Source organism: Hyphomonas sp. NPDC076881, assembly GCF_050269995.1.
Taxonomy (GTDB): Bacteria; Pseudomonadota; Alphaproteobacteria; order Caulobacterales; family Hyphomonadaceae; genus Hyphomonas.
Genome location: NZ_JBNNJJ010000010.1, coordinates 90,585 through 108,022 on the forward strand (window position 1 = coordinate 90,585; position 17,438 = coordinate 108,022).

The window sequence follows — 17,438 nt, forward strand, 5'->3', positions numbered from 1 at the left end:
TTCCCGGCTGGCCCCCGGGCCTCTGCCTCAGGCGTCCAGCGCCGCCAGTTCCTCGGGCGTGAAAACGCGCGAGCGAGTCAAAAACCGGCGCTCGCGGCCATTATCCAGCGAGAACATCCCGCCCCGGCCCGGCACGGCGTCAATGATCAGCTGGGTATGCTTCCACAGCTCGAACTGGCTGCCGGAAATATACACCGGCATATCCCCGATCTCGCCCAGCTTCACATCATTCTCGCCCAGTTTGAAGTCGTCCTGCGGATAACACATCGGCGAAGACCCATCACAGCACCCGCCGGACTGGTGGAACAGCACAGGCCCATGATCGGCCACGATCCCCGCCAGCAGATCCAGCGCTGCGGAGGTGGCGGTGACGCGGGGAATGTCGATGGGCATGAGGCCGTCTCCTGCTGGCCGGCGGGAAGGCAGATTGCCTCAATCGACAGACATGACGATCCGGCCTTCGATCTGTCCCTTGTGCATCCGCTGGAAAATGTCGTTGATGTTTTCCATGGGCTCCACGGCCACCGTCGCCTTCACCTTGCCCTCTGCGGCAAAGTCGATCGCCTCCTGCAGGTCCAGCCGTGTCCCCACAATCGAGCCGCGCACGGTGGTGCCGTTCAGCACCATGTCGAAAATCGGCAGCGGGAAATCGCCGGGCGGAAGACCGTTGAGCGCAACTGTTCCCCCGCGCGCCGTCATGCCGAGGGCCTGCTCAAAAGCCTTGGGCGAAACCGCCGTGACCAGAACGCCCTGCGCGCCGCCATCGGTGCCCTTCTTTATCTCCGCAGCCGGATCGTGGGAGGTTTTCGCATTGACGGTCAGGCTCGCGCCCAGGCGGCGCGCCAGCGCCAGCTTGGCCTCGTCCACATCGACGGCGGCAACATTCAGCCCCATCGCCCTGGCATATTGAACCGCCAGATGGCCAAGGCCGCCAATGCCCGAAATCACAACCCAGTCGCCAGGCCGCGTGTCGGTCATCTTCAGGCCCTTATACACGGTCACGCCCGCGCAGAGGATCGGGGCCATCTCGTCAAAGGCAATATTGCCCGGCAGATGGCCCACATAATTGGGGTCTGCCACCACATATTGCGCAAATCCGCCGTTTACGGAGTAGCCTGTGTTCTGCTGATCATGGCAGAGTGTTTCCCACCCGCCGAGGCAGTGCCGGCAATGGCCGCAGGCCGTGTAGAGCCACGGCACGCCCACGCGGTCGCCCTCCTTCACATGCTTGACGCCTGCGCCCACGGCTGAGACGAAGCCAACGCCCTCATGCCCCGGAATGAAGGGCGGATTGGGCTTTACCGGCCAGTCCCCCTCGGCGGCGTGCAGGTCTGTATGGCAAACGCCGGAGGCGGCAATCTTCACCTGGATCATGCCGGGGCCGGGCTCGGGAACGGGCACCTCTTCAATAACCAGCGGCTTGCCAAACTCGCGGACAACCGCAGCTTTCATTGTCTTGGCCATTGGGTATTCCTTTCACGGATATTACGGCGGGGATGGAAAGGCCCGATCATCCGGGCCTTCCCATATGCCTTCAATACGCAGTTCTACGAGGCTCAGAAGAAGCCGAGCTTTTTCGGTGAATAGCTGACCAGCATGTTCTTGGTCTGCTGATAGTGGTCGAGCATCTTGGAATGGTTTTCCCGCCCGATGCCAGACTGTTTGTATCCGCCAAAGGCCGCATGCGCCGGATAGGCATGATAGCAATTGGTCCAGACGCGGCCCGCCTGAATGCCCCGCCCGAAACGGTAGCAGGTGTTGGCCTCCCGGCTCCACACCCCCGCGCCCAGGCCATAGAGCGTATCATTGGCGATCGCGAGGGCCTCTTCATCGGTCTTGAAGGTGGTCACCGAAACCACAGGCCCGAAGATTTCCTCCTGGAACACCCGCATCCGGTTATGGCCCTTCAGAACCGTGGGCTGAATATAATGCCCGCCGGTCAGATCGCCGCCCAGATCGGCGGCCTGGCCACCGATCAGCACTTCGGCGCCTTCCTGCCGGCCGATATCGAAATAGGAGAGGATTTTCTCCTTCTGCTCGGAACTGGCCTGCGCGCCGATCATCGTTTCGGGGTTGCGCGGGTCTCCCTGCCTGATGGCGGCCACGCGCTTCAGGGCGCGCTCCATGAAACGGTCATAGATCGACTCATGGATCAGCGCGCGCGACGGGCAGGTGCACACTTCGCCCTGGTTCAGGGCGAACATGGTGAAGCCTTCCAGCGCCTTGTCGAGATAATCGTCATCCTCCCGCATCACATCCGCGAAGAAGATGTTGGGAGACTTTCCGCCCAGCTCCAGCGTTACCGGGATCAGGTTTTCGGACGCATACTGCATGATGAGGCGGCCCGTCGTCGTCTCGCCGGTGAAGGCGATCTTGGCGATGCGGTTGCTGGAGGCGAGGGGTTTCCCCGCCTCCAGGCCAAAGCCGTTCACGATGTTGAGCACACCGGGTGGGAGGAGATCCGCGATGAGTTCGGCAAACACCATGATCGAGGCCGGCGTCTGCTCGGCCGGCTTCAGCACGACACAGTTGCCCGCCGCCAGTGCCGGCGCGAGCTTCCATACCGCCATGAGCAGGGGGAAGTTCCAGGGAATGATCTGGCCGACAACACCCAGCGGCTCGTGGAAATGGTAGGCCACCGTGTCATGGTCGATTTCCGAAATCCCGCCTTCCTGGGCGCGGATACACCCGGCGAAATAGCGGAAGTGATCGACCGCCAACGGAAGGTCTGCCGCCATCGTTTCGCGGATGGGCTTGCCATTGTCCCATGTCTCGCACAGGGCCAGAAGTTCCAGATGGGATTCCATCTTGTCAGCGATCCGGTTGAGGATCAGCGCGCGCTCGGTAGTCGAGGTCTGCCCCCAGCGCTGCTTGGCATCATGCGCGGCATCCAGCGCCAGATTGATGTCGTCGGCTGTGGAGCGGGCAATCTCGCAGATGACCTGCCCGGTGACCGGTGAGGTGTTCTGAAAATACCTGCCTCCCACCGGCGGCACGAAGCGGCCATTGATGAAATTGTCGTAACGGGCCTTGAAGGGAGAGACGGTGAATTGAGCGGGCGCGTGAGCAGTGTCAGCCATGGGTTCCTCCGTGAGCTTGTGACATGTCAACTGGTGACTGGCCCTCGTCGCTGGGTGCGAGAGCATGGAGGCAGGATCAGGCCGCAGCCTGTCTGTGTCATGCCCCGCTTTGTCCGGAAATGTCCGCAATTGTCTCGAAACTGAGACAGTCTGACCGTGAAAAGTGCGGAAAAATACCCCGGAAGGCTCAGCTTTCCGGCAGGAGGCCCAGCTTTTCCATCCGCCGGTAAAGCGTCGCCCGGCTGATGCCGAGCAGGCGCGCAGCGGCGCTGACATTGCCATTTGCCCGCGCCAGAGCCCGGCGCAATTCCCGCCGCTCGGCGCTTTCCAGCCCCATGCCCCGCCGCTCCTGGTCGCCCAGAATATCCATCGCCGGACGGGGAGAGATCAGCGCCGCATCGTCCAGCCCATAATGCAGCCGGGCGCTCCGGGTTGCGCCGATGACCAGATCATCGCCATTAACCGCAAGCAATACAGGGCCCTGCTGGCCTTCTGCCGTGCCCTGAACAATCCGGGCCTGGCTGAAGGAGCGGCAGAAATTCTCCGCCTCGATCCGCATGGCCGCCTGCTCCACAGTCTGGGCAATCAGCGCCACAAAGGCCGCATCGAGATCCCCCCGGCAGGAGGAGACATCCAGCACCGCCGCCAGCTTGCCCGTCTCCCCAAAGACCGGCGCGCCCAGACAGATCATCGAGGTATTGCGGGTATGGTAGTGCTGATCCCGCAGCACATGCACTGGCCGGCCTTCGGCAATGGCCGTGCCGATTCCGTTGGTGCCCTGACGCTTCTCCGACCAGTCCGCCCCCCTTGCCAGGCCGGCCGTCTCGAAATCCTGCTGGTCTCCCGCGCGCAGCCGCTGATCCAGCACGATGCCATCGGCGTCACACAGGATCACACTGCACCCGGCCAGCCCCAGGCTGGCATGCAGCTGATCCATCACAGCCTGAGACACATGAAACAGCCGGCCAATTGCCTCGCGATGAAGGCCGACCTCCGACTGGCTGAGACGGCCCGTCCGGCTGGGCGCATCCGGCTCCAGCCCATATTTGTGAAAGGAGCGGACCCAGGACGCCGCCACCGGCGAGCGCGCAGCAGCGGAGCGTGAGGCTACGATCTCTGCAACCTTCTCCGCATGATTGGCCGAATGCGATGAACGACGGTCATCCATGCTGGCAATAGATACACCGGAAATGCCGGTCAGGGCTATCGGAATATCAGGCGATGAAGCCGGCTTCCCATTTGCAGATTTTATGGCATTTAGTGTGCCAAAATATTTGAGCGATGATATTTCAGAGAAAATCGGGACGAGGACCAGATGAGCACCCAAGCATATAGCCTCCACGGCCTGAAGCTCTCCTACTTCACGGGAAAGCTGGAAACCTATCTGCGGGCCAAAGGCATTGCGTTCGAATATGTGGAAATGGACAGCGCGGATTTTCGTGCCTGCGCAGCCCGGACCGGCGTTGCCCAGATGCCCCAGCTTGGCTGCCCGGATGGAGCCTGGCTGACGGATACAACCCCGATTATCGCCCATTTTGAAGCAGGCACCGCCGGGCCATCCTTCCGTCCACGGACACCGCTGGCGCGCTTTGCCAGCCTGCTTCTGGAAGATGCGTTTGATGAATGGCTGTGGCGCCCCGCCCTCTATTACCGGTGGGCCTTCGCGGAAGATGCCAAGCTCATGAGTTCCCAGATTGCGCGGACATTGCTGCGGGATGTGCCGGGACCGCACGGGCTGCGCACATGGTTCATCCTCAATCGTCAGCGCCGCACCTATCTGAAGCAGGATGGCGTGACGCGGGAAACCGCGCCTCTGATCGAGGAACAGTTTCACTGGCTGCTCGGCGTGCTGGAAACGATCTTCTCAAAACGGAGCTATCTGATGGGAGAGCGGCCGGTTGAAGCGGATTTCGGGTTGATGGGGCCGTTTTTCCGGCACTTTTCCTATGATCCCACACCCGCCGCCCTTCTCCGCGAGAAAGCGCCCCACACGCTTGCCTGGGTCAGCCGCATGTGGGCGACCGGCCCGGAGGCCCATGCAGCCGCGCCCCTGCCCGGCGATGTTCCCGATGACCTGGGACCGCTGCTGCAACGCATTGGCGCCGACTATCTTCCCTATCTGGCCCTCAACGCGGCCGCCGTTGAAAACCGGCAGCGATTTGTGAGCTATGAAGAGAAAGGCGTTCGCTGGAAGCTGCCTGCTTCTCCCTACAGATGGGCCTGCCTTGGAGAATTGCAGCGGGCGTTTGCCGGCCTGACGGCAGAAGAGCGCGCCGCAGCGCTTGCCTGGTTGGGAGACGGGGGCGCGTGCCTGGCCGGGACACCTGCCGGCAGCGTGACCGCCATTCCCCCTGGCCCCGGCAAACCGCTGGACCGGTTGTGGCAGAGCGTTCTTCGCTAACCGCTGAAAAGAGGCTGCGCCGGAGGGCATGCCCGGTTGCGGGCGGGATGATCGGTGCCTAGAGAAACAAGCGCAGACAAAACAGAATATTGGGCCATGGATATGAAGAGTACGCTGGTTCTGGGCGGGGCCCGCTCGGGGAAAAGCCGGCGGGCGCAGGCGCTGGTTGAGGCCGCAGCGGCGCAGCGGATTTACCTGGCGACCGCGCAGGCGTTTGATGAGGAAATGCGCGAGCGGATCGCGCGCCATCAGAGCGAGCGCGATGGCAGCTGGCAGACGGTGGATACGCCGCTGGAACTGGTCAGTACCCTGCAGGGTCTGAAGGACAGCCAGCGCGCTGTGCTGGTGGATTGCCTGACGCTGTGGCTGTCCAATCTGATGCTGGGCGGGCGGGATGTGGCGGCCGAAACAGCCGGGCTGTGCGCCGCCATCGGGGAGATGAAGACGCCCGTATGCCTTGTTTCCAATGAAGTTGGCATGGGGCTTGTGCCCGAAACGCCGCTGGGGCGCGCCTTCCGGGATGAGCAGGGCCGGCTGAACCAGAGGGTGGCGGAAGTGGTGGACAGGGTGGAGTTTGTTGCCGCGGGTTTGCCCCTGGTGCTCAAAGGCTAACGGCGAGGGCAGCGGAGAGGCGCTGCCTACCTGCATCATCCGCAGGCAGACCAACACGAAGATGGTGCCGGCTCCAGGAGAAGCGGCGCGTATAGATGCCCTGCTCTGCCAGCGCCTGCCACAGGGCATGGGCATCGGGCACCTGCACATAGCGGAACAGCGATGTGCCGCCGACGATGGGTACCCCGGCGCCGCTCAAAGCCTCATCAAGCGCCAGTCTGGACGTTTCGAGCCGGTGCCGGGCCGCGGCAATCCAGTCTGTGTCTGCCACTGCCTGTGTTCCCACATGCAGCGCCGGACCGGAGACCGGCCAGACGCCGAAGCGTTTCTGCGCCTCCCGCAGCAGCGCCTCCGGAGCGATCAGGGCGCCGAGACGAAGGCCGGCCAGGCCGAAGAACTTGCCGAAAGAGCGCAGGACAATCAGACCCGCCGCCCCGCCCCGCGCGGCGAGGGAGAGGCTGGGGGCAATATCCGCATACGCCTCATCAAGGATCAGCCAGCCCTGGCGGGCGGCCTGGCGCGCGCGGCAGTCTTCAAGGACATCCGGCGGCCAGATCCGGCCATCGGGATTGTTGGGATTGCAGACGACGATGGCATCCACCTTGCCGGCGAGGTCTGCCGGGTCTGTCATCTCCATCACGTTCGCCCCCGCAGTCTGCCAGCAGGAAAGGTGATCGCCATAGGTTGGCCGGGCGAGTGCAACTGTCTGAACTTCAAGGAGTGACGGCAGAAGCCGGATGAGGATTTCCGTGCCCGGAACCAGCATCAAACTGGCCACCGGCGCCCCGTAATACTGCGCCATCGCCTGACGGCAAGCCTCGTTTTCGCTGGCGGTGGGCAGGTGGGCGAAGCTGTGCGGCAGGAGGGGCGGCGCGGGGTATGGATGGGGGCTTATGCCGGTCGAGAGGTCCAGCCAGGGCTGAGGGGCTTGAGGATAAAGGGCTTTCACGCGGTCGAGCGCGCCGCCATGGACGAGGTCAGGCCCGGTCATGCGAGGCACCAGAGGATACCGATCCCCGCCAGAAGGAGGCCCGCAAGGGACACCGCATGGACAAATCCGGACAAGGCCGGACAGATCTGATCAGGCCGGGGATCAGGCGCAGGCGCATTCAGCCAAGGCTCGTCACTCACCTGCGTTCCATAGACGCGCGGGCCGGAAAGACGCACGCCGAGCGCGCCGGCCAGGGCCGCTTCGGGCCAGCCGGCATTGGGCGAGCGGTGGCGGGGCGCGTCGCGCAGCATGATCGAGAGAGCGCCGCGCCGCCATGCCGGCGCCGCGATGAGCAGGCCTGTGAGGCGGGCGGGAATGAAATTGGCGACGTCATCCAGCCGGGCGGCAAAGCCGCCGAAGGCCGCATAACGGTCTGAGCGGTGGCCGATCATGGAGTCCAGCGTGTTGACGGCCTTGTAGACCGCGATGCCCGGCAGGCCGAAGATTGCCCCCCAGAACAGCGGCGCGATGACGCCATCGGACGCATTTTCTGCAAGGCTTTCGAGGGCGGCGCGCGTGATGGCGGGGGCGTCGAGCCGGGCAGGATCGCGCCCGACGATCAGCGACACCTTCTCCCGCGCGAGGGCCAGGTTTCCCGCCTCCAGCGGCGCGGCGATGGCGGCGACATGGGCATACAGGCTGCGCGAGGCGAGGAGGCTGGAGGCGATCAGCATTTCGAGGCCCGCGCCCCAAACCGTTTCGGGGATGAGCCGGGTGAGCGCGACGGCGGCGCTGCCAGTGGCGGCGAGGGTGAGGAGGCTGGTGAGGGCCCCAAGGACGTAGCGGGCGCGGTGGCTGAAGGCGGGGCGGTTGAGGCGGCGCTCCAGCGCGGCTATGAGCGCGCCGATCCAGACGACGGGATGGCGGATGCGCCGGTAGAGCCAGTCCGGCCAGCCGAAGGCCGCCTCCAGGGCGAGGGCACCGGCCATCAGCAGCGCGGTCATTCCTCCCTCGCCTCCAGCCCGTCGAGCCATGTGGCGGAGGCATAGGCGATGCTGGCCTCCCAGGCGCCTGCCTGCCCTGCTGCGGCCAGCGCGGCGCGCACCACGCCGGCATGGGTGATGATGAGGATGTTTCCCGGCCAGCGGCGGACGCAGGTGAGGGCGCGGCCGACACGGTCTGCGAGGTCTGCCACGTTCTCTCCGCCATGGGGGCGGCCTTCGAAGAAATGCTCTGCCCACGCATTTATTTCGCCTTCGGGAATTTCCGACCAGAGGCGGCCTTCCCAGCGGCCAAAATCCATTTCCTGGAAGCGATGATCGACAAGCGGCACAAGCCCCCGCCGCGCGCCAAGCCAGTCTGCGAGCCGGCGGCAACGGGTGGCCGGGCTGGTGACGAGACGCTCAAAGGGCGGCAGACCGGCATTGAGCGCGCGCGCCTCTTCCTCGAAACTCGCGGCGAGGGGTACATCGAGGCGGCCATAGCAGAGGCCGTCTGTGCCTTCCGGGCGGGTGTGGCGGACGAGGATCAGAGCCAAGCGAGAAGCCCCAGATAAAAACCGATTTCGCTGGCCTGCTGAACCGCGCCGAGAGCGTCTCCGGTATAGCCGCCGAGCTTTGGCTCGAAGAAGAGGCGCAGGGCCACATGACCGAGGGCGAGACCGGCGAGGGCCGAGAGGATGGCGCTGGGGGGCCAGTGGGCGGGGCCCGCGAGGGCAGCGAAGATGGCGGCGGCGCTGAGTAGCGTGACGGCGAGGCCGCCCCAGCCGAGGCCGGTGGCAACCGGCTTTGCCTTGCCCTCGAAGCGGACATAGCGGCTGGTGGCGATGACGAGCACGGCGGAGGCGCGCGATAGTCCGTGGGCGGCGATCAGGGCCGCGAGGACAAAAGCAAGCGGAAGGGCGGCGAGGGCGGCGGCCTTGAGGCCAAGCGCCAGGACTAGGGCGGCGGCGCCATAGGTGCCGAGGCGGCTGTCTTTCATGATCTCCAGGGCACGCTGCTGCGTGACGCCGCCGCCGACGCCATCAAATGTGTCGGCAAGGCCATCCTCATGGAAGGCGCCGGTAAACAGCAGCGTGGCGGCGGTGGAGAGCAGCGCGGCGAGGAGCGGCGGGAAGACCTGCGCGGCCGCCCAATAGGCGAGCGCGGCGAGGCAGCCGATGAGAAGGCCGATGAGGGGATAGTAGCGCGGCGTGGCTGCCAGCCGGGCCTGCGTGAACAGGCGCGCCGCCGGCACCGGCAGGCGCGTGAGGAATTGCAGCGCCAGCAGCAGGATCGCCGCCTCATTCGTCAGCCAACGTATCATGCCGGACCGCTGACCCCTGCGTCTTCAAAGCTCGCCATATCGCGGAGCATGGCGGCAGCAGCGCGCACCAGCGGCCAGGCGAGCAGCGCGCCAGTGCCTTCGCCCAGGCGCATGCCGAGAGAAAGCAAAGGCGCAGCATCCAGCGCGGCGAGGAGATGCCTGTGGCCAGGCTCCGGCGAGGTGTGAGCAAAAATCATGGCGCGTCGGGCGGCGGGGTCAAGCCGGGCGGCGGCGAGCGCGGCGGCGGTGGCGATGAAGCCATCCACCAGGATCATCCGCCCTGCCCCGGCCGCGCCGAGCATGGCGCCCGCCATCATGGCGATTTCGAAGCCGCCATACTGGATGAGGGTTTCTTCCGCCAGCGGATTATCTGGTGTGCGCGCGGCGGCGCGAGCGAGGATTTCTGTTTTGCGGGCGAGGGCCGCGTCATCCAGGCCAGTCCCCCGGCCTGTGAGGGCAGAGAGGGGGACGCCGGTGAGCTTGTGGCCGATCAGGGTGGCGGCGGAGGTGTTGGCGATGCCCATTTCACCGAAAGCAAGGGCGTCATCACTGCCTTCTTCGGCGAGGGATTTACCTGCGGCCAGGGCGGCGGCAAGCTGGGCCGGTGTCATTGCCGGGCCATGCAGGCTGCTGGCCGTGCCGGGGGCAATGCGGCGGGAAATGAGGCGGGGGTGGATGATAGGATCGCCCGCGACGCCGGCATCGACAACGCGCAGGCTGACCCCAGATGTGGCGGCAAAGACATTGGCCGCCGCGCCGCCTGCGAGAAAGTTCAGCACCATCTGGCGCGTGACGGCCTGCGGGAATTTCGAGACGCCCTCCCCTGCGATGCCGTGATCTCCGGCAAAGATGATGAGGCCGCAACGCTCCATCCGAGGACGGATCGTATTCTGGAAACGGGCGATATCCGCGGCGAGGCTTTCGATGCGGCCAAGGGCGCCGAGCGGCTTGGTCTTGGCGTCGATGGCGGCCTGGAGGGCGGCGTCTGTCAGCAGGGCCATGGCTTCAGCCCACCACTTTGCCGGAGGGCGGAGAGCGGGTGATGAAGTAGCCTTTGACGCCTTCCGGCCAGTTCCTATACGGAACGACGCCATGCTTGCTGACGAGGTAGTGTTCAAAATAATCGAGGATGGCGGTTGCGGCCTCCGCTGTCGGCTCGAAACCGCCGAGGACATAAGAGATCTTGCCTTCAGCGCGCAGATGGACCGTACACCAGCGGGAGCAGGCGAAGAGGCAGGGCATGTCTTCGATGACAATGGGGCCGGCGCGCTTTGCCGCCTCGGCGCGGAGGGCTTCGGCAAGCAGGGCGCCGCCGCGCTTGCCCTCCTCATTCTCCCGCTGGGTCTCGGTGAGGCGGCAGGTGGAGCAGACCACGATGGCGGCGTCAGAGGCAGGTTTCAGCATGGGCGGGGCTCCGGCTTTGAGGCGTCCGCATCCAGGCGGCGCCAGGGAAGGATGAAGGGTTCGGCCTCATGCTGGCCCTGAAGGGAGCGGATGGAATAGGCCGCCCGCAGATGCGTGTCCGTCAGCACATCCTGCGGCGCGCCCTGCGCCAGGACGCGGCCTTCCGACATCAGAACGGCGGCATTGCAGAAGCGGGCCGCCAGGGCGAGATCGTGCAGCACACAGACGACAAGCTTGCCTTCATCAGCCAGGCCGCGGAGGAGTTCCATGACGTGGAGCTGATGGTAGGGATCCAGCGCGGCAACGGGCTCATCCACCAGGAGAATATCTGCCTCAACCGCCAGGGCGCGGGCCATCATGACGCGGGCACGCTCGCCGCCCGAGAGGGTTTCGGCGACACGGAAACGGAAGGCGGAAACCTCCGTACGCGCCATGGCTCGGTCTATGGCGGCCTGGTCCTGCGGGCCGATATCGGAGAAAGGCCCGAGATGCGGCAGGCGGCCGAGCGCCACCAGACGCTCGACCTCCAGCGGCCAGTGCATCGTGTGCCCCTGCGGCAGATAGCTGAGCTTGCGGGCGAGCTGTCTGCGATGGAAGCTGGTGATGGGTGCGCCGGCCAGGTGTACCTCCCCTGCGGCGGGCTTCAGGAGGTTACAGAGCGTGCGCACAAGGGTGGATTTACCCGCGCCGTTCGGGCCGACAAGACCGGTCAGGCAGCCGGACCGGAAGCTGGCGGACACGCCCGTGAGAATCCGTGTGCGGCCGATATCGACGGAGATGTTCCTGGCTTCCAGAAGGCTCATTCGACGCGCTGCCTTGTCCTGAGGATCAGATAGAAAAAGAAGGGCGCGCCGATCAACGAAGTGAGCACGCCGAGATGGATCTCGACGCCGACGCGGATGAGGCGGGCGGCGATGTCTGCCGCGAGGACGAGGGCGGCGCCCGCGAGCAAGCTGGGGAGGAGCAGCCGGCTGGCGACATGGCCGACCAGGGGCCGCAGCAGATGGGGCACGACCAGGCCGACAAAGCCGATGCCCCCGGAGACGGCGACCGTGCCGCCGATGGCCAGGCTGGTGCCGATGATGGCGAGGGCGCGGACGCGCTTCAGATCAACGCCGAGACTGCGCGCGGCATCTTCGCCGAGCGTCAGCGCATCGAGCGCCCGGCTGGTCAGCAGGAGGAGGATTACCCCGGCCAGCACAAAGGGCGCGGCGAGCGCGACATCATGCATCGACCTGTCCTTCACCGAACCGAGCATCCAGAAGATCATCTCGTTGATGGCCCAGGGATTGGGCGAAAGGTTCATGGCAAGGGATGTGAGCGAGATGGCGAGCCCGCCGATGGCGACGCCAGCGAGAATGATCGTCAGCGTGCTGGCATTCCGGGCGGATAGGAAATATAGCACGGTTGTAGCGGCGGCCGCGCCTGCCATTGCCGCCATCGGCAACGCATAGAGGAAGGTGGCCGAGAGGCCAAAATAGATGGTGATGACGGCGCCGAAGCTGGCGCTGGAAGAGATGCCGAGAATGCCAGGCTCTGCCAGCGGGTTTCGCAGGAGGCCCTGCAGCACGGCGCCGGACACGCCAAGCCCGCCCCCGATGGCGAGCGCCAGCAGGAGCCGCGGCAGGCGCAACTCCCGCACAATGGTGATGACTTTCTCATCCCCAAGGCCGAAGAGGGCCGCCACAACATCCGCAACCGGATAAGTAACATAGCCAATGGTGAGCGAGACGCAGGCAAGGACCCCGATCAGCGCCAGAAGGGCGAGATTGAGACTGAGCCAGCTGATGCGATGGCTGACGGAATGGGCGCTGCGGCGCGGCGCGGCTGTGGCTTCTTCAGTCATGACCACCTCCGAAATGTTCACGGCGCTGAGCCGCAAGAGATTCCACAGCATCGATCAGCATGGGACCGGCGCAGGTCCAGTAACGGCCCGGCACCGGCATGACGGGCTTTTCTGCCGACAGCCGCGTGAACAGGGAATGGCTGGAAAAGCGCGCGTTGACGCCTTTATAGGCCGTGTCGAAGAAACTGGTGACGAGGCCGTCGGGCGGGGTAAGCACGAGCTGTTCCAGCGGGACGCGGCCCCAGCCGGTGTTGCCAAGGTCTGCCTGCAGATTGCGGAAGCCGGCATGGCGCAGGGCCGTGTCAACAAAGGTGCCCGCCCCAGCGCCGCCGCCTTCCGGACGGAAATAGGTGACGGAGGGACCTGCACCTTCCTCCGCCACCTGACGGTTTATGCGGGCAAGGCGCGCCTGCATGTCGGCGATGAGGGCTTCGCCGCGCGCTGTCTGATCCAGCTTTGCGGCGACATCGCGCACGGATTGGGCAATCTCATCGAAAGTGATGGTGGTGGTGGCAATGACGACCATCTCGACATCGAACTGGCCCATGATGCGGCGCAGCTCCATGGAGCCATGACTGTTCAGGATAAGGATTTCGACATTCGCATCAAGAAACTCCTCCGCCCCGCCGTGATTGGAGGGATAGGCGGCGGCTTCTTCCGCGAAGGTGGAGAGCGGACCGGTTGCCTGCCAGCTGAGCGAGGCGATCTGCTCGGGATCGGCGAGAGCGAGCAGATACTGGTCGGCGCAGATGCTGGCCGAGGCGGCGCGGGGTTTTGGCGTTTCGGCATGGGCGGACGCAGACGGTCCAGCAAGGAACGCCAGCACTGCCAGGCAGAAGGCCACACGCCTAGCCATGCCGGAAGCCCTTCCCTTGCCGGTCCAACTGGTCTGGCCCGTGCCCGGCATAGTGCTGCATCAGATACTCCCAAAGCGCGAGGCGGGAGAAATCATTTTCCTCTGCCAGCTGATCATCATCCGTGAGAAAGGGATTTGGCATGAAGATCGCGATCTGCGGCTCGCCTGCCCCATTGAAGAGACGGAGGCCCCAACTGACCGGGTGGCCATGCTTGTCGAGGCTGCGATAGAACTCAGCGCGGGCTGTACGGCGGCGGACCATCAATTCCGGGCCGCCGCCTTCACCTTTCAGGGCGCCATAATTGCTGCCAATGCAGAGATGAAAATGCCCCCGGCCACCCCAATGGACGGTAAGGTAACCGTCATTGAGCGTGATGCGTTCCGGCTTGCCGGGGGCTTTCAGTTCATAGGCGGCGCCCTGGATCAGGGGCCCGAAGGTGAGCTTCTCAGGATGATTCTCGAAGAGATCCCGCAGGAGTGTTTCGAGAAAGGACTGATCGACAGGCAAGGCCCAGATATGTTCTGTGCGGCCGTTTGTCTGTATGTCCGCTCTCGGAATTCTGCGGCTGGTTCCGGTGGTCATGTTGCTGGCTTCCCTTGGGGTCTGACAGGGCGTTGCCGCGCGCTCAGAAGCGCGCGCGGACGCCGAGATAGAGGCTGCGGTTGAGTTCATTGCGCCCGTAGGAAAGCTGGTAGTCCTGATCCAGAGCGTTCACGAGGCGGCCATATAGCGCGACCCGGCTGGTCAGATCATAGTTTCCGAGGAGATCAAGCGTGACAAAGCCAGGCGTGACACCGCCATAGCTGGAGGCGTTATCCGACCGGTAACGCAGACGTGTTGTGAGATCGAACCTGTCCGTCAACTGAGCTGTGGCACTGGTTGTGCCCGAATAGCGCGGGCGGCCAAGCCAGAGGCCGGTTTCCTCATTCTGAGCATCCAGCACCATGAAGGATTGGGACAGGCTGAGCCAGTCCGTCACCGAATAACGCAGGCCGAGTTCGGCGCCCTGTTTCTTCGTGCGGCCGAACTGAATATAGCCGCCCGATGGCTTTCCCGGGGGATAGCCAAAGGCGATTTCGTCTTCCACATCGCTGTGGAATACGGAGAATTCCAGCGCGGCCCTGGCCCAGCTGATATCCACGCCGGCGTCATAGCCTTCGGAGGTTTCCACTTTCAGACCGGCATTGCCATAGGTGGGGTCAAACAGCTGGTAGAGACCCGGCGCCTTGGCGCCTGTGCCATAGCTGGCGCGCAGCTTTACATCGCCGCCTGCGAGCGTGGCGGGCAGATAATAAGCGCCCGTGACGCGATAAGTGTCGAACTGGCCGAAGCGTTCATTGTCGTCGAGGCGGCCGGCGACCGTGATCGAAAGTGCTTCGGTGGGCCGGAAGGCCAGCTCTGTGAAGACGGAACTGGTGGAGATGCCTTCGCTGAAATTGCCGGAATAGAGCGTTACCTGATCCGTAGACTCATCTTCCCAGTTGAGACCAGCGGAAATCTGGACCTTGTCGAAGCCCGTATAGCGCGTGAGGAAAAGGGCTGTGTCCTTGGTGCCGTCATAAAGATCGCCCCCGGAGGAATAGAACGGGCCGAAATAGAGGCGTTCTGCATTATAGCGCGAGAGGGTCAGCTCATTCTTCCAGGCACTGTCCGGTGTTTCATGCGTCAACTGAACAGCGTAGGCGGTGTCTTTCTTGTCGACCGTGTTGACGCTGTCGCTGGTGGTATTGTCGAGATCGGTGGAGGAGTCGTTGTAGAAACCAACAACCTGGCCCGACAGAGTTTCGGAGATCTGGTAGCCGGCGCGGCCGCTGATGGCCCAGACGGAATAGTCGTCATCTTCGGTGACAGATGGGCCCGTGCGCGGGTCTGCGATGGAGGGGCCTTCCGTCTTTGTGCCCGTCAGCGACAGGCGGTAATCGAGCTTGCCCTGCTTGCCGAGCAGCGAGACGCCGCCGCGCTGCAGGAGGTGGTCGCCATGTTCCGACGACACGCCGAGATAGCCGCCGGCCTCTGCCTCCACATTGAAGCGGAGGCCTTCTTCGGTGGCACGCTGGGTGATGATGTTGATGACGCCGCCGATGGCATCGGAGCCATAGAGGGAACTCTGATTGCCGCGCAGGACTTCGATACGTTCGATATCGAGCGATGTCATGTTGTCGGAGGAAAACTGCGTGCTGGTGGAGCTGGGGTCGCCCAGCTTGATGCCGTCGAACAGGAACAGCACCTGATCATTATCCGACCCGCGGATGCTGACATTCGTGCTGCCGCCGGGGCGGCCAGCGCTGATCTGGACGCCCGGAATATCCTGCAGGGTTTCCTTCAGGGCGATGATCTGGCCGGTTTCCAGGGCCGCGCGATCAACGAGGGCGATAGCGCTGCCGATCTCGCGCGGGGCGAGGTTCAGGCGGCTCGCCGTGATGGTGATGGTTTCCTGCCGGCTTTCGTCTTCCGTTGACTGAGCATAGGCGAAGGAAAGTGTATTCAGGCTGGCGGCGCCGAGCAAAGCGCCAGTGATTGCTCTCACTGCATGTGAGGACATTGCTATTCTCCATCCGGGGGACAGGTCCCCCGATTGCATCCATACGGATGACCGAACGCAATCTCTTTCCGGAGGGCGCCTGCGCGACAGCCGGAAGCGAGGGTGCGTTCAGCACCCGCCTCTCAGATGTCGCCACGACGGAGTTCCGCTCTGCCGACTAGACCCGGTCGGAAGAGGGGCGACAATTTGACGGCAGGTCTCCTGGCTTCCGGTTCATCGCTTCCCTCCGCGCCTTCCCAGAACACCCTTCCGGGCGCACCAGTGGCATATCGCGGCAAAGCTCGCCGGTTACAGTTGCGGGTACAGCTGCAGATTCAAAGCTAACGCTCCTCACTGCATTCCCGTTTTAATCCCCCGATAAAGGGGAACCGTCATGAACGCCGATACATTTGGTGGCGGCACTTGTCCAGCCCTATGCTTCGCGCCGGCGCGTGCGATAGAGGATGATGACGAGAAAAGGCGCACCGATAAGCGCGGTGACGACGCCGAGACGCAGTTCATTCGTGGTCGGGATGAGGCGCACGAGGATATCTGCCGCGGTGAGTAACAGCGCGCCCATGAGCGCCGAGGGCGCAATGAGACGCGAGGGAAGGCTGCCGGCAACACTGCGGGCAAGATGGGGCGCGACAAGGCCGACGAAGCCGATCGCGCCGGTGACGGACACGGCGGCGCCGACGCCCAGCGCCACGCTGACAATCAGCCGCATGCGGACCAGTGTGAGATTGTAGCCAAGCGCGCGGGCGGCGTCTTCGCCGAGCGTGAGCGCGTCAAGGGCGCGCCTGTCACTGAAGAGAACCGCGAGGCAGAGCCCGATCAGCGGCACCGACAACCCCACATGGCGCCAGCTGCGATCCTCCGCCGAGCCGAGCAGCCAGAAGGTGATCTCCATCGCCGCGAAGGGGTTTGGCGACAGATTGAGGGCAAGCGAAATGCCCGCCCCGGCCAGTGAACCGATGGCGATACCCGCCAGAATGAGGCTGAGACCGGAGGCAGAAAACATCGTAAAAACAAAGAGGAGAAGCGTCGCCGCGAGCGCGAACACCGCCGCCATGAGCGGCAGAAAAATACCCGCAACGCTGGCGAGACCGAAGTAGAGCGCGACAACGGCGCCAAGCGCGGCGGCGCTCGCGACACCAAGAATGGAGGGCTCTGCCAGCGGGTTGCGCAGATAGCCCTGGAGCGCCGCCCCTGCCCCGCCGAGCATGGCGCCCACGCCAAGGGTGAGCATGAGGCGCGGCAGGCGCAGCTCCCGGATGATGGTGTTCGTCACCGCGTCTGCATTGCCAAACAGGGCGCGGAAAACCTCTCCGGCGCCGATGGCGACAGGGCCGGTCATCAGCGACAGCGCCGCCATGACGAGCAGCGCGCCCGCGCCGAGCAGCCATTTGGCAGTATCAGTGACAGCCTGCTCCGGGCGGAGGGTGGCGGCGGAAATCTGCATGGGCGGAACTCGTCAAGATC

The 17,438-nt window shown here is 64.4% G+C and carries 18 protein-coding genes and 1 riboswitch; of the genes, 2 read left to right on the top strand and 16 right to left on the bottom strand.

The window, feature by feature from the left end; all coding sequences use genetic code 11:
* Positions 1-27: 27 nt before the first annotated feature.
* From ACQKI2_RS12500 to ACQKI2_RS12515, 4 genes are all read right to left on the bottom strand, one after another.
* Positions 28-393 carry a DUF779 domain-containing protein gene (locus tag ACQKI2_RS12500; RefSeq protein ID WP_427379992.1) on the bottom strand — a complete coding sequence of 122 codons (366 nt, stop codon included), beginning with the start codon at positions 391-393 and terminating at the stop codon, positions 28-30.
* Between the two features lie 39 nt (positions 394-432).
* Positions 433-1,464, bottom strand: a complete 1,032-nt coding sequence (adhP, locus tag ACQKI2_RS12505; protein ID WP_427379993.1) for an alcohol dehydrogenase AdhP — start codon at positions 1,462-1,464, stop codon at positions 433-435.
* Between the two features lie 92 nt (positions 1,465-1,556).
* A complete protein-coding gene (adh, locus tag ACQKI2_RS12510) occupies positions 1,557-3,080 on the bottom strand; it encodes an aldehyde dehydrogenase (RefSeq protein ID WP_427379994.1) in 1,524 nt (507 codons plus the stop codon).
* Positions 3,081-3,267: 187 nt separating this feature from the next.
* On the bottom strand, positions 3,268-4,248 hold the full coding sequence (locus ACQKI2_RS12515) for a GAF domain-containing protein (protein WP_427379995.1): 981 nt from the start codon (positions 4,246-4,248) through the stop codon (positions 3,268-3,270).
* A gap of 147 nt (positions 4,249-4,395) precedes the next feature.
* Here ACQKI2_RS12515 and ACQKI2_RS12520 point away from each other — a divergent pair, with 147 nt between their 5' ends.
* Both ACQKI2_RS12520 and cobU read left to right on the top strand, forming a co-directional pair.
* Positions 4,396-5,481, top strand: coding sequence for a glutathione S-transferase N-terminal domain-containing protein (locus tag ACQKI2_RS12520; RefSeq protein ID WP_427379996.1), 1,086 nt, complete (start codon positions 4,396-4,398; stop codon positions 5,479-5,481).
* A gap of 96 nt (positions 5,482-5,577) precedes the next feature.
* Positions 5,578-6,093, top strand: a complete 516-nt coding sequence (cobU, locus tag ACQKI2_RS12525) for a bifunctional adenosylcobinamide kinase/adenosylcobinamide-phosphate guanylyltransferase (protein WP_427379997.1) — start codon at positions 5,578-5,580, stop codon at positions 6,091-6,093.
* On the opposite strand, the gene cobD is transcribed toward cobU, so the two are convergent.
* The 12 genes from cobD to ACQKI2_RS12585 all read right to left on the bottom strand — a co-directional run bounded on the left by cobD (position 6,083) and on the right by ACQKI2_RS12585 (position 17,418).
* Positions 6,083-7,084: a threonine-phosphate decarboxylase CobD gene (gene cobD, locus ACQKI2_RS12530; RefSeq protein WP_427379998.1), complete on the bottom strand. Its 1,002-nt coding sequence runs from the start codon at positions 7,082-7,084 to the stop codon at positions 6,083-6,085. The two genes, cobU and cobD, sit on opposite strands and share 11 nt — an antisense overlap.
* On the bottom strand, positions 7,081-8,028 hold the full coding sequence (cbiB, locus tag ACQKI2_RS12535) for an adenosylcobinamide-phosphate synthase CbiB (RefSeq protein WP_427379999.1): 948 nt from the start codon (positions 8,026-8,028) through the stop codon (positions 7,081-7,083). The genes cobD and cbiB overlap by 4 nt, the downstream gene beginning before the upstream one ends.
* A complete protein-coding gene (cobC, locus tag ACQKI2_RS12540; RefSeq protein ID WP_427380000.1) occupies positions 8,025-8,561 on the bottom strand; it encodes an alpha-ribazole phosphatase family protein in 537 nt (178 codons plus the stop codon). The genes cbiB and cobC overlap by 4 nt, the downstream gene beginning before the upstream one ends.
* A complete protein-coding gene (gene cobS, locus ACQKI2_RS12545) occupies positions 8,552-9,328 on the bottom strand; it encodes an adenosylcobinamide-GDP ribazoletransferase (protein WP_427380001.1) in 777 nt (258 codons plus the stop codon). The genes cobC and cobS overlap by 10 nt, the downstream gene beginning before the upstream one ends.
* Positions 9,325-10,329: a nicotinate-nucleotide--dimethylbenzimidazole phosphoribosyltransferase gene (cobT, locus tag ACQKI2_RS12550; RefSeq protein ID WP_427380002.1), complete on the bottom strand. Its 1,005-nt coding sequence runs from the start codon at positions 10,327-10,329 to the stop codon at positions 9,325-9,327. The genes cobS and cobT overlap by 4 nt, the downstream gene beginning before the upstream one ends.
* A 4-nt stretch (positions 10,330-10,333) precedes the next feature.
* Positions 10,334-10,732 (bottom strand): DUF1636 family protein, encoded by a 399-nt coding sequence (locus ACQKI2_RS12555; protein ID WP_427380003.1) that lies wholly within the window; start codon positions 10,730-10,732, stop codon positions 10,334-10,336.
* Positions 10,726-11,535, bottom strand: coding sequence for an ABC transporter ATP-binding protein (locus ACQKI2_RS12560; RefSeq protein ID WP_427380004.1), 810 nt, complete (start codon positions 11,533-11,535; stop codon positions 10,726-10,728). Before ACQKI2_RS12560 ends, ACQKI2_RS12555 begins: the two co-directional genes overlap by 7 nt.
* Positions 11,532-12,578, bottom strand: coding sequence for a FecCD family ABC transporter permease (locus ACQKI2_RS12565; RefSeq protein ID WP_427380005.1), 1,047 nt, complete (start codon positions 12,576-12,578; stop codon positions 11,532-11,534). The genes ACQKI2_RS12560 and ACQKI2_RS12565 overlap by 4 nt, the downstream gene beginning before the upstream one ends.
* A complete protein-coding gene (locus tag ACQKI2_RS12570) occupies positions 12,571-13,434 on the bottom strand; it encodes an ABC transporter substrate-binding protein (RefSeq protein WP_427380006.1) in 864 nt (287 codons plus the stop codon). The genes ACQKI2_RS12565 and ACQKI2_RS12570 overlap by 8 nt, the downstream gene beginning before the upstream one ends.
* Complete coding sequence (locus tag ACQKI2_RS12575; RefSeq protein ID WP_427380007.1) at positions 13,427-14,017, bottom strand: DUF7676 family protein; 591 nt, start codon at positions 14,015-14,017, stop codon at positions 13,427-13,429. Before ACQKI2_RS12575 ends, ACQKI2_RS12570 begins: the two co-directional genes overlap by 8 nt.
* A 43-nt stretch (positions 14,018-14,060) precedes the next feature.
* On the bottom strand, positions 14,061-15,977 hold the full coding sequence (locus tag ACQKI2_RS12580) for a TonB-dependent receptor plug domain-containing protein (protein ID WP_427380008.1): 1,917 nt from the start codon (positions 15,975-15,977) through the stop codon (positions 14,061-14,063).
* Between the two features lie 174 nt (positions 15,978-16,151).
* Positions 16,152-16,365, bottom strand: a riboswitch (cobalamin riboswitch).
* 24 nt (positions 16,366-16,389) lie between these two features.
* A complete protein-coding gene (locus ACQKI2_RS12585) occupies positions 16,390-17,418 on the bottom strand; it encodes a FecCD family ABC transporter permease (protein ID WP_427380009.1) in 1,029 nt (342 codons plus the stop codon).
* Between the last annotated feature and the right edge of the window lie 20 nt (positions 17,419-17,438).

Bases quoted from the DNA above. Each gene is read 5' to 3' on its own strand.
- ACQKI2_RS12500 (WP_427379992.1), bottom strand. From the start codon at position 393: ATGCCCATCGACATTCCCCGCGTCACCGCCACCTCCGCAGCGCTGGAT.
- adhP (WP_427379993.1), bottom strand. From the start codon at position 1,464: ATGGCCAAGACAATGAAAGCTGCGGTTGTCCGCGAGTTTGGCAAGCCG.
- adh (WP_427379994.1), bottom strand. From the start codon at position 3,080: ATGGCTGACACTGCTCACGCGCCCGCTCAATTCACCGTCTCTCCCTTC.
- ACQKI2_RS12515 (WP_427379995.1), bottom strand. From the start codon at position 4,248: ATGGATGACCGTCGTTCATCGCATTCGGCCAATCATGCGGAGAAGGTT.
- ACQKI2_RS12520 (WP_427379996.1), top strand. From the start codon at position 4,396: ATGAGCACCCAAGCATATAGCCTCCACGGCCTGAAGCTCTCCTACTTC.
- cobU (WP_427379997.1), top strand. From the start codon at position 5,578: ATGGATATGAAGAGTACGCTGGTTCTGGGCGGGGCCCGCTCGGGGAAA.
- cobD (WP_427379998.1), bottom strand. From the start codon at position 7,084: ATGACCGGGCCTGACCTCGTCCATGGCGGCGCGCTCGACCGCGTGAAA.
- cbiB (WP_427379999.1), bottom strand. From the start codon at position 8,028: ATGACCGCGCTGCTGATGGCCGGTGCCCTCGCCCTGGAGGCGGCCTTC.
- cobS (WP_427380001.1), bottom strand. From the start codon at position 9,328: ATGATACGTTGGCTGACGAATGAGGCGGCGATCCTGCTGCTGGCGCTG.
- cobT (WP_427380002.1), bottom strand. From the start codon at position 10,329: ATGGCCCTGCTGACAGACGCCGCCCTCCAGGCCGCCATCGACGCCAAG.
- ACQKI2_RS12555 (WP_427380003.1), bottom strand. From the start codon at position 10,732: ATGCTGAAACCTGCCTCTGACGCCGCCATCGTGGTCTGCTCCACCTGC.
- ACQKI2_RS12560 (WP_427380004.1), bottom strand. From the start codon at position 11,535: ATGAGCCTTCTGGAAGCCAGGAACATCTCCGTCGATATCGGCCGCACA.
- ACQKI2_RS12565 (WP_427380005.1), bottom strand. From the start codon at position 12,578: ATGACTGAAGAAGCCACAGCCGCGCCGCGCCGCAGCGCCCATTCCGTC.
- ACQKI2_RS12570 (WP_427380006.1), bottom strand. From the start codon at position 13,434: ATGGCTAGGCGTGTGGCCTTCTGCCTGGCAGTGCTGGCGTTCCTTGCT.
- ACQKI2_RS12575 (WP_427380007.1), bottom strand. From the start codon at position 14,017: ATGACCACCGGAACCAGCCGCAGAATTCCGAGAGCGGACATACAGACA.
- ACQKI2_RS12580 (WP_427380008.1), bottom strand. From the start codon at position 15,977: ATGTCCTCACATGCAGTGAGAGCAATCACTGGCGCTTTGCTCGGCGCC.
- ACQKI2_RS12585 (WP_427380009.1), bottom strand. From the start codon at position 17,418: ATGCAGATTTCCGCCGCCACCCTCCGCCCGGAGCAGGCTGTCACTGAT.